Annotated in this window: 13 protein-coding genes and 1 tRNA gene; 7 read left to right on the forward strand and 7 right to left on the reverse strand. The window is 61.1% G+C overall.

The window, feature by feature from the left end:
• Positions 1-16 precede the first annotated feature (16 nt).
• Positions 17-775 (forward strand): hypothetical protein, encoded by a 759-nt coding sequence (locus tag ACP8IT_RS01155; RefSeq protein ID WP_490290239.1) that lies wholly within the window; start codon positions 17-19, stop codon positions 773-775.
• Here the strand turns inward: ACP8IT_RS01155 and ACP8IT_RS01160 are convergent.
• Both ACP8IT_RS01160 and ACP8IT_RS01165 read right to left on the reverse strand, forming a co-directional pair.
• Positions 768-1976, reverse strand: coding sequence for a DUF418 domain-containing protein (locus ACP8IT_RS01160; RefSeq protein WP_490290240.1), 1209 nt, complete (start codon positions 1974-1976; stop codon positions 768-770). The genes ACP8IT_RS01155 and ACP8IT_RS01160 overlap by 8 nt on opposite strands.
• A complete protein-coding gene (locus ACP8IT_RS01165) occupies positions 1976-3508 on the reverse strand; it encodes an adenylate/guanylate cyclase domain-containing protein (RefSeq protein WP_034666788.1) in 1533 nt (510 codons plus the stop codon). Before ACP8IT_RS01165 ends, ACP8IT_RS01160 begins: the two co-directional genes overlap by 1 nt.
• Before the next feature lie 37 nt (positions 3509-3545).
• On the opposite strand from ACP8IT_RS01165, the gene ACP8IT_RS01170 reads away from it, so the two are divergent.
• The 3 genes from ACP8IT_RS01170 (at position 3546) to ACP8IT_RS01180 (ending at position 5528) form a co-directional block, all read left to right on the forward strand.
• Positions 3546-4745, forward strand: coding sequence for a DNA polymerase III subunit delta' (locus ACP8IT_RS01170; RefSeq protein WP_284900328.1), 1200 nt, complete (start codon positions 3546-3548; stop codon positions 4743-4745).
• 142 nt (positions 4746-4887) lie between these two features.
• Positions 4888-4963: transfer RNA gene (locus tag ACP8IT_RS01175), tRNA-Thr, on the forward strand.
• A gap of 223 nt (positions 4964-5186) precedes the next feature.
• On the forward strand, positions 5187-5528 hold the full coding sequence (locus ACP8IT_RS01180) for a hypothetical protein (RefSeq protein ID WP_490290241.1): 342 nt from the start codon (positions 5187-5189) through the stop codon (positions 5526-5528).
• On the opposite strand, the gene ACP8IT_RS01185 is transcribed toward ACP8IT_RS01180, so the two are convergent.
• Positions 5512-7134, reverse strand: a complete 1623-nt coding sequence (locus ACP8IT_RS01185) for an AMP-binding protein (RefSeq protein WP_490290242.1) — start codon at positions 7132-7134, stop codon at positions 5512-5514. The two genes, ACP8IT_RS01180 and ACP8IT_RS01185, sit on opposite strands and share 17 nt — an antisense overlap.
• Positions 7135-7286: 152 nt before the next feature.
• Here ACP8IT_RS01185 and ACP8IT_RS01190 point away from each other — a divergent pair, with 152 nt between their 5' ends.
• The 3 genes from ACP8IT_RS01190 to ACP8IT_RS01200 are packed head-to-tail and all read left to right on the forward strand — an operon-like array spanning position 7287 to position 9857.
• Positions 7287-8105, forward strand: a complete 819-nt coding sequence (locus tag ACP8IT_RS01190) for a GDSL-type esterase/lipase family protein (protein WP_005276540.1) — start codon at positions 7287-7289, stop codon at positions 8103-8105.
• 52 nt (positions 8106-8157) lie between these two features.
• Positions 8158-9243 carry an S-(hydroxymethyl)mycothiol dehydrogenase gene (locus ACP8IT_RS01195; RefSeq protein WP_284631724.1) on the forward strand — a complete coding sequence of 362 codons (1086 nt, stop codon included), beginning with the start codon at positions 8158-8160 and terminating at the stop codon, positions 9241-9243.
• Positions 9243-9857 (forward strand): MBL fold metallo-hydrolase, encoded by a 615-nt coding sequence (locus ACP8IT_RS01200; protein ID WP_284636612.1) that lies wholly within the window; start codon positions 9243-9245, stop codon positions 9855-9857. The genes ACP8IT_RS01195 and ACP8IT_RS01200 overlap by 1 nt, the downstream gene beginning before the upstream one ends.
• Here ACP8IT_RS01200 and rfbA read toward each other — a convergent pair.
• The 4 genes from rfbA to ACP8IT_RS01220 all read right to left on the reverse strand — a co-directional run bounded on the left by rfbA (position 9854) and on the right by ACP8IT_RS01220 (position 14788).
• Complete coding sequence (rfbA, locus tag ACP8IT_RS01205; protein WP_284897050.1) at positions 9854-10702, reverse strand: glucose-1-phosphate thymidylyltransferase RfbA; 849 nt, start codon at positions 10700-10702, stop codon at positions 9854-9856. The two genes, ACP8IT_RS01200 and rfbA, sit on opposite strands and share 4 nt — an antisense overlap.
• A 2-nt stretch (positions 10703-10704) precedes the next feature.
• Positions 10705-12090, reverse strand: a complete 1386-nt coding sequence (gene rfbD, locus ACP8IT_RS01210) for a dTDP-4-dehydrorhamnose reductase (protein ID WP_490290243.1) — start codon at positions 12088-12090, stop codon at positions 10705-10707.
• 2 nt (positions 12091-12092) lie between these two features.
• Complete coding sequence (gene rfbB, locus ACP8IT_RS01215; RefSeq protein ID WP_490290244.1) at positions 12093-13097, reverse strand: dTDP-glucose 4,6-dehydratase; 1005 nt, start codon at positions 13095-13097, stop codon at positions 12093-12095.
• A 134-nt stretch (positions 13098-13231) separates the two neighbouring features.
• Positions 13232-14788 carry an HNH endonuclease signature motif containing protein gene (locus ACP8IT_RS01220; RefSeq protein ID WP_474902064.1) on the reverse strand — a complete coding sequence of 519 codons (1557 nt, stop codon included), beginning with the start codon at positions 14786-14788 and terminating at the stop codon, positions 13232-13234.
• Positions 14789-14802: the final 14 nt, after the last annotated feature.

Here is a 14802-nt window from a genome sequence, read left to right on the forward strand (position 1 = left end):
AAGTAAGGTGGCGGGCATGAATGATTTTCTTGCCCGCACCGAGGAAGGCACCGCGGCCTTAACCCGCGCGGTGTCTGAAACTTTTGCCGATGTCACCGACCCAGCCCGGCGCACGCCGCGGGGCTGGCGGCGTTTCGCGTACCTGGCGCTTGGTGAATCCACGGTATGGTCTTGCCTCTTTGGCTGGAAGAAGGCCCACGCCGTCACGAGCGCGCCGCTTTTGCCGCTATTGGCCGCGGAGGCGCAGGACCCTACCCTGAGCCCCGCCTTGTTAGCCGGCGCGGTGGGCCAGGTGGAAAAGGCGCGCCGCTTGCAGCACCCCTCCTTCCTCGGGGTGGCCGGCGTGACCGCTAGCCACGCGGCGTATTCGTGGGTGCTTTATCGGCGCGGCGCGCGCAACGATGCCCGCGGGTGGGGCCTGCGCGCCATGGCGTGGGCGGCGGCGCTCGTCGCTACGCGCAAGCAGCCCACCCGGACCGCGGTAGCGGTGGGCGGCGCGGCGGTGCTCACGACCTCGGCGCTGGCGGGCGATCTGCGCCTGCGCACCGATGCGACGAAGGGCTTGAGCCACGGCGCCAATCTCTTGGTCGCGGCGGAAGGCCTGACTGCGCTGCGGGCGTGGCTGTCTTTTGCTGAGTCTCAGCAGAAGACGCGGATACTGAAGAAAAACAAGAAACAAGCCAAGCCCACGAAGGCGGCCCGGGTGGTGGGCGCGGCGGAGGCCGGCGCCTTTGCTCTGGGGCACTTCCTGCTAGTTGACGCCCTGACTAGGTAAGGCCCTGACGAGGTACGCTCCGCTCCGGCTGCATGCTCGGCCCATAAGATAGCCGGCGGTGCACCACCTCGAAGGGCCCGCGCAGGCCCAGCGCTTCGAGCACGCAGGCGCCAATCACGGTTACCAGCCACACGCCGCAGGCGAGGGCGGCTTGGCCGAAGGCGCCAAGGTCATGGCCGTAGTCCAACGTGAAGGGATGCACGATAAGGAAAAACAGTATCGACTGGCCCACATAACCGCTCATGGATCGCTTGCCCAGCGCGACGAAGGGCCACAAGAGCGCGGGCGCGGAGGTACCGGCGGCAAGGCGTTCTTGCACGGGCTGCAGGATAAGCGCGAGCCCGGCGAGGATCCCCGGCCCGGTTAGCACGCCGAGGGTGGAATTGGCGCTACTGGCGGCGTTCGCCCAGCGCTCATCAATGACCCCGAGGGTGCCTAAGGACCACAGCGTGCCAATGACCAGCGTTACGGCGGCGGCGATGGCCACCCAGCGCAGGAGTTGGGGGCGGTGAGAGGGGACATCGGCAAGCACGCCCTCGCGCGCCCACACAAAGCCCACCAGCATGACCGGCAGGTACATCAGCACGATGAGCGGGGCAGAGATGATCTGTGCGCCCAGGGTGAGAAGCTGGCTGAGCAGCAGGTCACCGTAGGAATTTACCGTGCCAATGGCATCGACGGGGATATCGAGCCCGCCGTCAATCGCGGAGAAAATAAACGCGGCGATGCCGAGCACCGTCAGCACCCCGAGCGCGATATTAGAAATCTTGCGCAGCGTAGAATTGTGCAGCGTGAGCAGCAGGGCAATGACTATGCCCGCAATGCCGTAGACAAACATGATGTCGCCCCAAAACAGCAGCACCATATGCACCGCGCCCAACAGCGCGAGGAAGCCATAGCGCTTGGCGATGACCCTCCTTGCCTCCCCCAGCGGAAATCCCCGCCGCCACAGGCTCATCGCAATAAGCCCCACGCCGAAGCCCAGCAGGGTAGAAAACATGGGCAGGCCGCGGTTGTGCACGAAGAAAGCGCCGAAGACGACGGCGATTTTATCGAGCACGCTGTCATTGAGGATGCCGCCGAAATACGCGCCCGGGCGGTCCTCGGTGATGATCCACGCGGTGGTCATATTCGCTATCGCGATGCCTAAAAGCGCCATTCCGCGCGCAGCATCGGGCACGATGAGGCGGGTGCTTGCCATTAGATTTCGCACCTTTCTGCCAGGCTGGCGCGGATGGGGCGCGCCAACTGGGTCATGCGGCGGCGCCCGCGCAGCTCGATGGATTTCATGACGGTCCAGCGGGCCTGTTCGGCCTCGTTGGCGGTCTTTAATGTAGCAGCATTGGTCAGGACCTGGCCAGGGGTGTCCTTGGCCATTTCGGTCAGGCGGGCGGCCTCATTGACGGCATCGCCGATGACGGTGTACTCGAAGCGATCCGCGCCGCCGATGTGGCCGGCCACCACGTGGCCAGAGGCGACGCCGATGCCGGCCTGCAGCTCGAGCCCGCGCAATTCCCCGCGCAGCTCGCGGGCGGCTTGCAGGGCCATCGAGGTCGAGTCATAGACGTTGAGCGGCGCGCCAAAGACGGCGAGGGCGGCATCGCCCTGGAACTTATTGATGATGCCCTTATTGCGGTGCACCACCGTCACGACGTGCTCGAAGAATTTATTGAGCTCCGTGACCACCTCTTCGGGAGAATGGTTGACCGCGAAGGTGGTGGAACCGATGACATCGATAAACAGCACCGCGACCTTCCGGTCCTCCCCGCCCAATTCGGGGCGCTCATCAAGGGCGCGCTGGGCCACCTCGGTGCCCACGTAGCGGCCGAAGATATCGCGGACGCGCTGGCGCTCGCGCAGCCCGCGCATCATCTCATTGAAACCTGCCTGCAGGACGCCGAGCTCGGATCCATCGTAGATATCGACCTCGGCATCGGACTCGCCGCGGCGTACGCGGTTAATCGCATCCTGCAGCTCCACGATGGGATCGACCACGCTCATGATGGCGAAGCTGGTGCCGATAAACCCAGTGGCCAAGGCCGTGAGGGCCAGTGCCACGATGGCCGGGATGATTTCGCTGGCATCGCCGGAGAAGAGCCCGGTGTGCTGCCCCAACAGCACCAGCACGATGCCGAGCAGCGGCACACCGGAGGTCATCAGCCAGGTGGAAAACAGGCGATATTTGATGGGTGGTTCGACTGTGGAATCTTCAAAGCGGCGGGCGACGGCTTGCGCGGCGACGGGACGCACGAGGCGCTCTGCCTGCAGGTAGGTCAAGATGATGACCACCAGGCCCGCCAGGGTGGTGGAGATGCCCACGACGAGCCCGAGCCGCCCGGATTGCCCGCTGGAGATTGCCACCGTCAAGATGATGCCGATGAGCCAGACCGCGGCCGCGACCAGGGATTGGTACACGGGGATGCGCAGCACGAGGGTGCGCACCATATTTGGATCGTGTGCATCAGGATTGCGCTGCCAGTCCAGCACGGGGCGGAAGAGCAGTAGGGTGGCGGCGATGCCGATGATGACGGCAAAGATGAGGTAGACCGCCGCCACTCCCTTCAGGTTGGGCAGCTCGGCGGCAAAGTCCTCGATTTCCGGCATGGGCAGGAAATAGAGGATGAAGGTCATGATCGCGATGGCGCCGATGAGATTGGCGCCCAAGACCAAGGCAGCGTATACCGGCCATTGGGTTCCCATAAGCCAACGAGCGCCACGCAATAGTCTGTTCATAACTACTTACTGTAGTAAGACCAGTAGGCTAGAGCGAGTGAATACGGGAAGCGTTGCGCAACGATTGGCAGATACCCCAGGTGTGGCCCGCACTATCTTGGGTGCCGCGCGGGCGGCGCGGGGGATGCCGGGGGCAGATCCGCGGGCGATGAGCCATTCCTGGCTCTTTACCGGCCCTCCTGGTTCCGGGCGTTCCTTGGCCGCAATCGATTTCGCGGCCGCGCTCATGTGCACCGATCCAGAGGAGCCGGGCTGCGGAAAATGCGAGGCCTGCCGCGCCGTGCTGGGTACTAAGCAGCACACGGACCTGGTCTTGGTGGATCCGCAGGAGGTCATTATCCCGGTGGATACGGTGCGCGAGGTCATTGGGCGCGCCGCGAGCCTGCCCACGGTTGCCCCGTGGCGCGTCGTGATCTTCAATAACGCGGATCGCCTCAACAATAACGGCGCCAACGCGCTGCTCAAGACGGTGGAGGAGCCGCCGGAGCGCACTGTGATTATCATGTGCGCACCTTCCGATGCCCCCGAGGACTTCTCCCAGACCCTCCGCTCGCGCTGCCGGCACCTGTACATTCCCTCGCCGTCGGTGGAGAATATCGTTGCGCAGTTGGTGAGCGAAGGCGCCTCGGATCACGATGCCCGCCTCGCCGCCGTGACTTCCCTGCGCCACGTGGGCAGGGCGCGCCACTTGGTGGCGGATCCTACGGTGCAAAAGCGCCGCGCGGTGGCCATCAACCTGGCCGAGGACATCTTCCACGAATCCCAGGGATTCCAAGCGGTGACCTCGCTTCTCAAGCTGGTGGATGCGGAGGCGAAGGAATCGCACAAGGAGGAAGAAGAAGCGGAGCTGGCCAAGCTGGAAAATACCTTTGGCGTGGGCGCGAAGGGCAAGGGCGCGGCGAAGGCGCAGCGCGATGCTCGCTCCGCTATCAAGGACCTACAAGAACAGCACAAGAAGCGGGCGAAGCGGCGGGTCATCGATAACCTCGATTTGGTGCTCGTCGATCTCTCCGGAATTTACCGCGACGCGCTGATGACAAAGGTGGGCGCGCAGGTGGAGATGACCCACCCGGATTTCGCGGGGCTATCTGGCGAGCTGGCGCAGCGGGTGAGCGAGGAGGGCCTCTTGGAGTGCCAGTCCGCCATTTCTTATTGCCGCGAGCAGCTGACCCAGAACGTGGGCACGCAGATTGCCTTCGACGGCTTGGTGGGCAGGCTGCGGCGGGCCTGCCTCTAGCGCTGGGGGCTGTCTAGTACCGGGACCGTCGCTAGTATCGGGCCGGAGTTTAACACCGGCCCGCCAAAAACCAGGCCTGAGCCCCGATTTCTTTTCCGCGCCACCCCTGCGATAGAATCGCCAGTGCTGCTTTAAGCAGCGCGCCGCCTTAGCTCAGTCGGTAGAGCATTTCACTCGTAATGAAAAGGTCGCGAGTTCGATTCTCGCAGGCGGCTCCATTTTTATATGTGCGGGGTTCTTCCTTAATATAAACTCTCCTTCAATAGAAGCAGGCCATATGGCCTCGATGAGGGAAGGAACGAGACACTGCTTATTGCTACCGTCGCAGCAGAAATCCTCTTTTGGGCGTGCCTTATTCTGGGCGGTGTTCTCCGATACATCGTCAAGGCCCCAAGAATTGGACTGGCATTCTTTATCGCTACGCCAATTATTGACATAGTCTTGTTAATTTTCTCATTTTTCACTCTGCATACTGACGGCGAAGCGGGATTCATGCACGGTTTCGCAGCTTTTTATATCGCATTTTCGCTGGTCTTTGGCGGCGATATTATCCGCGCAGTGGATCGGAAACTCAGCGGGAAGTCGAAAACCGAGTCTGGGAATCAGTCCGATAATAATGTAAGAAAATCCGTATATGCCAGCGCGGTGACGGCTGCGATCCTTGTAGTTAGCATCGCGGTGGTAGGGCTAAACGGCAGCTTCTGGTTGATTTATTGGCTTATTGCCGTGCTCTTTACCCCACCGATGTGGTGGGGCATTGAAAAATTTAGTCGCCGTGCTTAAGCAGGCGCGGAACCACCTTGCCGGTGGCATTGCGCGGCAGCTTGGATAAGAAATGCACATCGCGGGGCACGGAGTGCTCGGCGAGCTTATCGTGCACCCAGGCGCGGATGGCATCGGCAGTCAGTTCGCGGCCGGCGGCATCGGCAGTAGGCACCGCCCAGACGGCGATGCGGCTGAAGGTCTCGCTATCCTCCACGCCACCCGCGTGCACCTCATCGATGCCGGGCATGGCCTCGAGCACCTCGGTCACGGACTGGGGGTGGACATTCTCGCCGCCCACGATGATCATGTCATCGGCCCGGCCCACGACGTGGAGGAAGCCCTGCTTGTCGATGTACCCAAGATCGCCGATCGACAACAATCCATCGATCCGATTGAGCTTGAGCTTGGGGTTGGTATAGCCGGTCATGGCGGTGGAATTAGTGAGGTAGATTTCGCCCACCTCGCCGTGGGGAACGGGGTGGCCCTCCTTATCGAGGATGCGCAGCTTGGTGCCATTGGCCACCTTGCCCACAACATCGGGGTTTTCTGCGACCTGTTCCATCGTGGCCGTTGAGGCAAGCGCCAGCTCCGTGGAACCATAAACATTGCAGAGGATGGGGCCGAAGCGCGCATTGGTGTCCTTGACCACCTGCGGGGTAAGGGCATTGCCGGCAGAGGCGATGAAGTTCAGGCTCGAGGTATCGAAGGCGCCCTCGGGATCGTGATCCACCAAGCGCTTGAAAAAGATGGGGGAGGAGAGCATGCCGTCGAGGCGGTAGCGTTGGACATCATCAAGCACCTGCTCCGGCTCAAAAATTCGGCGGGTGACAATGGTATTGCGCAGCCCCAAGGCGATATTGATGCAGGCCCACCCCCAAGTGTGGAAGATGGAGGCCGTCATCTGCACGCGCTGATCGGCGCGCCACGGGATATTGCCCACGATGGAGGCGAGCACGACAGGCAACGTCGGCTCGGGACGGACGATGCCCTTGGGGATGCCGGTCGTGCCGGAGGACATCAGCACGATGGGGCCGTGCTTGGGAAAGGCGGGCAGCGCGATATCCAGGGGATTCTTCACGATCTTATCGAGCGTGGGCAGATCGCTTGCCCCCGTATCGTGGGCGATGATGACCGGGATATCGAGGTTGGGGTCGACGCGGTCGATGAATTCATCATCGATGACGAGGACGTTAATGCCATTTTCTTCGATGCAGCCGGCCAGCTGCTCTGGGGAAGAACCGACGTTGAGCAGGTAGATCCCGGCACCAGCGTAGCCCTTGGCACCGAGCGGGATGATGATGCCGCGGCCGTTGCGGGCCATGACGCCGAGCCGGATTTCCGGCAGCTCCAGGGACTCTAGGTAGCGGGCGAAATTCTGCGCGTGGGATCGCAGCTGGCGGTAGGTGAGGGTGCCGTCGTCATCGATAAGCGCGAGGCGATCGGGGCAGGTCAAATAGGCCTGCTCGATTTCACGCGCCGTGGTGAAGCGGTAGCGCGCGAGGTTGGGCAGGAGCTTGATCTGCCCGCTCAGCCCGCCTTGCTGGGTAATCAGCCCCGATTTGAAGAGGGCAGGGAAGAACTGGCTGAGCGCGGACGCGTGGAAGGAAACATCAGACAATTTCATGAAAGAGATAACTCCGAAAAGGCGAAGATAACAAAAATATAACTACGATCGATATCGTTAGAAGAAAAGATGATGTTGCTTCTAACTCGAAAAATGTTACTGGAGTGACTAATCTACACTTAAGTTACAAGGTTTGAAGAAAAGGTCCCTCAATGAAATCCCTAAAACTCAAGGCATTTTCGGTCGTCGCTTCCGCGATCGCGGTGGTGGGCGTGGCGGTAGCGGCTCCGCAGGCTAGCGCGGCAGAGCGCAATCTCGTTTCCTTTGGCGACTCGGTCATGGCGGATCCGAATGGCGGGGAATACTTGAAGGATCGCTTCAATCCAACGCGGGTAATCGGGGAAAACTGCCCCACCTCCTTCAACTATGCGAAGCGGGCCGGCGCCAAAATGGGCCTGCCGGTGCGCGATTTCTCCTGCTCTGGTGCGGTGTCGATGTCGAACGGCCCGCAGATTTGGCAGCAGGTGGATGCCGCCATCGGATCGGGCGCGCTGACCCCAGATACCGCGCGCGTGTTGATTACCACCGGCTTCAACGACACCTATAACCACCGCGATCTGAATATGGATCAGATTCGCCGGGAATTCACGGATCGCACCGCCCCGCAGATTGAGCGGATCAAGCACGCCGCGCCGAATGCCCGCATTCAGATCGTGGGCTACCCCACCATCGGTTCGGGGCCGCACTACTGCCTCGTCCACGTTGGCCCGACGCCGCTGGATTCGACCTTCCTGCCCATGGTTCAGGACTACGAGAATAAGGCGCAGTGGATGCAGGTTGATCTGGCGGCCCGCACCGGCGTGCAGTTTTTGGATATGAAGCCATCGACCCGCAATAACGGCATGTGCGCTAATGCGAATGACCGCATGTGGGCAGGTCTCGTGGACTTTACGGCGGGCGCGGGTAACTTGCCTATCCACATGAACCAGCGTGGCCACGAGCACGCGGCCAATGTGATTGCGGCTTCCTAGCAACTATTTTCATTACCGCGGCCATATTGAAAATGTAGGTATGGTTGTGGACATGACTGTAAAAGCTGTTATTGCCCGCTCTAAGGGCGCGGAAGTTGAGACCGTAAATATCGTCGTTCCCGATCCCGGCCCCAATGACGTCATCGTGCGGGTGCAGGCTTGCGGTGTATGCCACACCGACTTGGCCTACCGCGATGGTGACATCGAGGATGCCTTCCCCTTCCTGTTGGGCCACGAGGCGGCAGGCGTGGTGGAGACCGTAGGCTCTTCGGTTACCCACGTGGAGGAGGGCGATTTCGTCGTCCTGAACTGGCGCGCAGTGTGCGGCGAGTGCCGCGCTTGCAAGAAGGGCGAGCCCAAGTACTGCTTTAATACCCACAACGCTTCGAAAGCCATGACCTTGGAGGATGGCACCGAGCTCACCCCTGCGCTGGGCATCGGTTCCTTCGCAGAGAAAACCCTGGTCCACGAGGGCCAGTGCACGAAGGTCGATGACATGGACCCCGCAGCTGCCGGCCTACTGGGCTGCGGCATCATGGCCGGCTTGGGCGCTTCCGTCAATACCGGCGATATCCAGCTGGGCGAGTCCGTAGCCATCTTCGGTTGCGGCGGCGTCGGCGTGGCGGCGATTGCCGGTGCGAAGCTGGCGGGCGCGGCGAAGATCATCGCCGTAGACATCGACGAGTCCAAGCTGGAGACGGCGCGCGAGTTCGGCGCCACCGACACCATTTGCTCGAAGGGCATGTCGGAGCAGGAGGTCATCGATGTGGTGCGCGATCTCACGGGCGGCTTCGGTACGGACGTTTCCATCGACGCGGTGGGCATCCAGCCGACGTGGCGCCAGGCCTTCTACTCCCGCGATCATGCCGGCCGCATGGTGATGGTGGGCGTGCCTAACCTGACCGACCACGTGGATATCCCCGCCATTGACCTGTACGGCCGCGGCGGTTCCATCAAGCCGGCTTGGTACGGTGACTGCTTGCCGGAACGCGACTTCCCCGCATACGTTGCCCTGCACAAGGCCGGCAACTTCCCGCTGGATAAGTTCGTCTCGGAGCGCATCGCGCTTGACGATGTCGAGTCTGCCTTCCAAACTATGAAGGACGGCAAGGTACTACGTTCGGTGGTGGAATTTTAATGCAGATTGAAAGCACTGTAACTTCTGGCAAGTTCCGCTTGGATGGCGGCGAATGGGACGTGGACAATAACGTCTACGTGCTTGGCGATGCCTCCAGCGTCTACATCGTCGACCCCTCCCACGATCTCGATGCCGTGGCAGAGTTGGTGGGCGATCGCCAGGTTGAGGGCATCATCCTGACCCACGGCCACAACGACCACTGCGAGCTCGCGCCGGAGGCGGCGAAGCGCTTCGACACGGATGTCTACATGCACCCGGACGATGACATGCTCTGGCGAGAGGCGAATGGCGATGCCCACTACATCGACCTAGCCGATAACGGCCAGTTCGACATCAACGGCGAGAAGATCACCGTCTACCACACCCCGGGCCACTCGCCGGGCTGCGTCGTCCTCTACGTCGATGGCACGCTGCTGTCTGGCGATACCCTGTTCAACGGCGGCCCTGGCGCGACGGGGCGCAAGTACTCGGATTTCGATGTCATCATCGAATCCCTGCGCAACGTCGTCTTCAACCTGCCGGAAGATACGAAGGTCTTGCCGGGCCACGGCGATGCCACGACGGTGGGAGCGGAAGCGGCGCGCATCGACGAGTACATCGAGCGCGGCTACTAATAATCGCGCAAGTACTCTCCGTAGCCGGATTTGAGGAGGGGCTGGGCTAGCGCTTCCAGCTCTGCCTGGGAGATGAATCCGGCTTCGCAGGCCGCCACCTCGGGGGAACCGATGATGATGCCCGTCCTCTTCTGCATCACCTCTACGTAGGCGGCGGCCTCGCTCATGGAATCGACGGTGCCGGTATCCAACCACACGCTGCCGCGATGGAGGCGCTGCACACTTAGCGCGCCGCGGCGCAGGTAGGCCTCGTTGATGGAGGTAATCTCGAGCTCCCCGCGATCGCTTGGCGTGATGGACTTAGCGATATCGATGACCGAGTTATCGTAGAAATACAGCCCGACGACGGCATGATTAGACCGCGGTTCCTCCGGCTTTTCTTCGATGCTCAGTGCTTGACCAGCCTGGTCGAATTCCACGACGCCGTAGCGCTGCGGATCCGATACTTCATAGGCGAAGATGATGCCGCCTTCTGGATTGCGGCACTGGCTTAGCTCCCCGCCGAAGCCGTGGAAGATATTATCGCCCAGGACCAGCGCAACGCTGTCATCACCAATGAAATCCTCCCCAATCAAAAAAGCCTGCGCCAACCCTTCGGGCCGGTGCTGCACGGCGTAATCGATCATCAACCCGAGCTGGGATCCATCCCCGAAGAGCCTTTGAAAAGCTCCGGCGTCCTCTGGGGTGGTGATGATGAGGATCTCCCGAATGCCCGCTTGGATGAGCGTGGTCAATGGGTAGTAGATCATCGGCTTGTCATAGATGGGCATGAGCTGCTTAGAGATGCCCTTAGTGATGGGATAAAGCCGCGTTCCGGATCCACCGGCAAGGATTATGCCTTTCATCGCTACTCCTCGCTGGCCTTGCTGGGCTCGCCAGGAACGCTAGGGTACAGCGCGAGGTACAAGGCGAGGGCGGCCCGCCAATTCTGCGGGGAAAAGCCCGTGGCCTCGATTTTATCTAGGGCAAGCGTTGATTCTTTGGGCCGTGGTGCTTCGGGGCCAGCGATTTCCCGATACTGTTCGGTGCTTACCGGCGTGACCTCTGATGGGTCGTGGCCCAAGCCGATGAATACGGACATCGCCATTTCATCGCGCCCGACGGTATCGCCGGAATTCGAGATATTATAAATCCCGTATTCGGGCTGGGTGCGCAGGAGATGCGCGATGCCCTTGGCCAAATCCTCAGCGAAGGTGGGGCGTCCGCGCTGGTCATGAATGACCTTTGGCTCCTTATCCGCTTCGGCGAGGCGGCGCATGGTGGCGATGAAGTTTGGGCCATCGCCAAATACCCACGAGGTGCGCACAACATAATGCTGCGGTGCGGTTTGCGCGGCGGTTTCGCCCGCGGCCTTCGACGCCCCGTAGGCGGATAGGGGCGAGGGGATCTCGTCTTCGGTATGCAGCTCCTTAGAACCATCGAAAATGTAGTCGCTGGATACGTGCACGAAGGTCAGCTGGTTTTCGGCAGCGATGCGGGCGAGCTTGGCCGGCGCCTCGGCGTTTACGGCCCAAGCGGCGGCGCGATCGTCCTCGGCGCCATTGACGTCGTTGTAGGCGGCGCAGTTGATGATGACCTCGTATTGCTTCCACTGGCGCTGCGGGGGATTGGTGATGTCGAACTCCGCATGGGTGCAGAACTCGGCATTCTTAAGAACCCGCTTCAGCGCCCTACCGAGCTGACCGTTCGCACCGGTCACGAGGATTTTGCGGGGAGGAATGGGGGTGACGTCTGCAAGCGCAGGCAGGTGCTTATCCTTTTCTGATACCTCGCGTGGCTCGAGGGGCCACTCCACCACGTCGAGGTTGATTCCGGTATAGCGCGCTTCGGGGGACCAGTGCTCGTTGACCAGATAAGAATAAGAAGTTTCCTCGAGGGCTTGGAAGCCATTGGCAACCCCGCGGGGCACAAATACGGCGGTCTCCGGACCCACTTCATGGGTGACGATTTCGCCGAAAGTTGCGGAGCCTTCCCGCAGATCGCACCAAGCGCCAAAGATCTTGCCGTTCGCGACGGAGACGAGCTTGTCCCAAGGCTCGGCGTGCAGCCCGCGCGTGGCACCGGTGCGGTTATAAGAAATATTATTTTGCACCGGCTGGAACGAAGCCAATTCTGGTGCGGCCTCGCTAAGTTTCTCGCGCTGCCAGTTTTCCTTGAACCAACCGCGGTTATCTCCGTGTACGTCCAGCTCGATGATGCGTAGGCCTTCAATGGCGGTGTTGTGTACCTGCATAATTACTGTCCTTGCTCTTTATAGCGGGCTTCTACAGAATTCTTATGGGAGCGCCACCACGTTTCGTTATCGCGATACCAGGCGATGGTATTTTCCAAGCCCGCCCGGATATCGGTGAAGCGGGGCCGCCAATCCAATTCGCGGCGCAGCTTGGTAGCGTCCATGGCATAGCGCTGGTCATGGCCGGGGCGGTCCGCCACGTGCTCGTACAGGGCTCGACCTCCCTGGGTATGTCCCATGATTTCGCAGATTATCTCGATGATGCGCTTATTATCGATGTCCGGCTGGTCAGCGCCGATATTATACGTTTCACCAATCCGCCCCTCTTCGATGATTTTTAGCACCGCCGCGTTGTGATCGTCGACGTGGATCCAGTCACGAACCTGCTCGCCCGTGCCGTAGAGCTTGGGGGTATGCCCGGAGAGGATATTGGTGATTTGGCGCGGGATGAACTTTTCGATGTGTTGGTAAGGCCCGTAATTATTTGAGCAATTAGAAATGGTGGCGCGCAGGCCAAAGGATCGGACCCATGCCCGCACGAGGTGATCGGAGCTCGCCTTGGTGGCCGAATAAGGGCTGGAGGGCGCATAGGCGGTATCCTCCGTGAAGTTGGTATCCGCCCCAATTTCTAAGTCCCCGAAGACCTCATCGGTAGAAACGTGGTGAAAGCGGACATCGTATGTCCGGCACGCCTCTAGAAGGGTATAGGTACCCACCACATTGGTGTGGATAAACGGGGAGGGATCCCGCAGGGAATTATCATTATGGGACTCGGCGGCGAAGTGCACGACGATATCCGCCTTGGCGACGAGCGGATTCACCACCGTAGCATCCGAGATATCGCTCTCCACTAATTCCACATCGAGCCCCGCAAGGTTATCCCGGTTGCCGGCATAGGTCAGCTTATCTAAGACGGTGATGCGGGTATCTGGGCGAACCTTGGCCATGAGGCGCACGAAATTGGCACCGATGAAGCCGGCGCCGCCAGTAACGAGCATGGTGTGCATGAGTCTCCAGTGTAGGGCAGTCCGTACAAGCGCTGCGCGTGGACAGCCCTAAAACGCTTGTACACGCACTTCTAGGCCGCACGACATGATCGTACGGCCTGAAGGCACGGTAGAGAGTGGGTGGTAGGGCATGCTCACGCTGCTCCGGAAGGTGGCGGACTAGGTGGTGAGTCCGTCCCGGAAGTGTGTGGCGAATCGGCAGGGGAACTGGGTGGTGAATCCACCGGGGCATGAGGCTGAGCAGGTGGGTCGGCGAGCTTGCGCGCCGGGGCTTGCTCTGCAGCGGGGGAGTTATTGAGCTCCACCGAGGGCGAAAGCCCGCCGGTATGCGCTGAGCGGTAGCCCACGCGTCCCGTTTCCGGGTCTCTTTCCGCATGCCCCATGCCATTGTGGCCATCGCGGTTATCGTTATTGTCCACGTGGTGCCGACGGCAGAGCAGGGTGAGGTTCCGGAGGTCTGTAGCTCCCCCGTGGGACCATGCCTGCAGGTGGTGGACATCGCAGTCTTGCCACGGCCGGTTGCAGTCCGGGTGGGTGCACACGATTTCACTGGCGGCAAGCGCCAGCTTTTGCCACAGCGACGCGGTGCGCTTGGTGCGCCCGAGCTCGAGCGGGAAGCCTTTGTCATCGACGGCGCAGAAAAAGTCGTGCTGAGCAGCGCCCAGGCGGAGGAGATCGAGCGGGGATAGGTCGATTCCCACGCTCGTGGTGAAGCGGGTGTCGCTGTTCATCGCTTGTAGCTCTTCAAGGGTAGTGGCCACAAAGAAGGAGCCGAGGCCGTCCGATTTCTTTTGCCCTGCGGACAAGTAGCTACCTAGAGCCGCGGTCAATTGATCCGCCATGCGCTGGGCATAGGTACGCGTATCGTCTTCGGGGCTCAGGCTCTCGCTGCCCTTATTCTTGGCAGGGGCGAAGGCACTAGCCAAGACCGCAGCGGCGGAGGCATCAAGGTAGCCGGAGATGTGCACGCCACCGTCTGCATCTTGGTGAGAAATGCTGAAGCGGCGCTTGCGCGTGGCCGCGTGCGGATCGCGTTTCCCGGAGGGATCCACGGCATGCTTATTCGCCTTGCGGATGGCCTGACGTAGCCAATCGCGCAGGGACTCATAGGAGCGGCGCTTGGCTTCCTCTAGAGCCTTATTGCGCAGCTCTCGCGGCCCAGGAACCGCGAACTTATTGAGGTTGCGCAGTTCCCGTTCGATGAGGTTGAGGACGCGCTCCGGGATGGGGTCTTCCTCGAAGAGCTTCTTGCGGCGTTGTTCTTCCGCCCGGCGCTCACGATCGGCGCGGCGGCGCGCTTCCTCCTCGGCTTTCTTTTGCGCCACCGCGTCCGCCTCGTCGTCTGCTGGCGGGGGAGGAGGTTCAGGATCCTCGATGGGAGCAAAGAGGTTCTTGCCATTGCGCAGGCGGGCAGCGGCTTCGGATTCCGTGAGGCCAAGGCGAGCGACTAAGTAGTCCTTGGCCTTAGAGGAGCCGACCCGCCTGCCGGCATCATCGCGCTCTGCAATGAAGGCAAAGGCGGCATCGATGGTGGATTTATTGCCCAGCGCTCGCTCTAAATGTTCGAAGTTGGGGTGGAGCAACTCGAAGGAGAGATCGTCCGGATTCTGCATAAGGTTGCGCAGGCGCGTAAGCCCCGCAGCCACATCTGAAATGGCTGAATTGATTTCCGTGTGCTTTGCAGTTTCCATGGTTCCCTCCTTCC

It is taken from the genome of Corynebacterium sp. LaCa_23 (assembly GCF_058182375.1).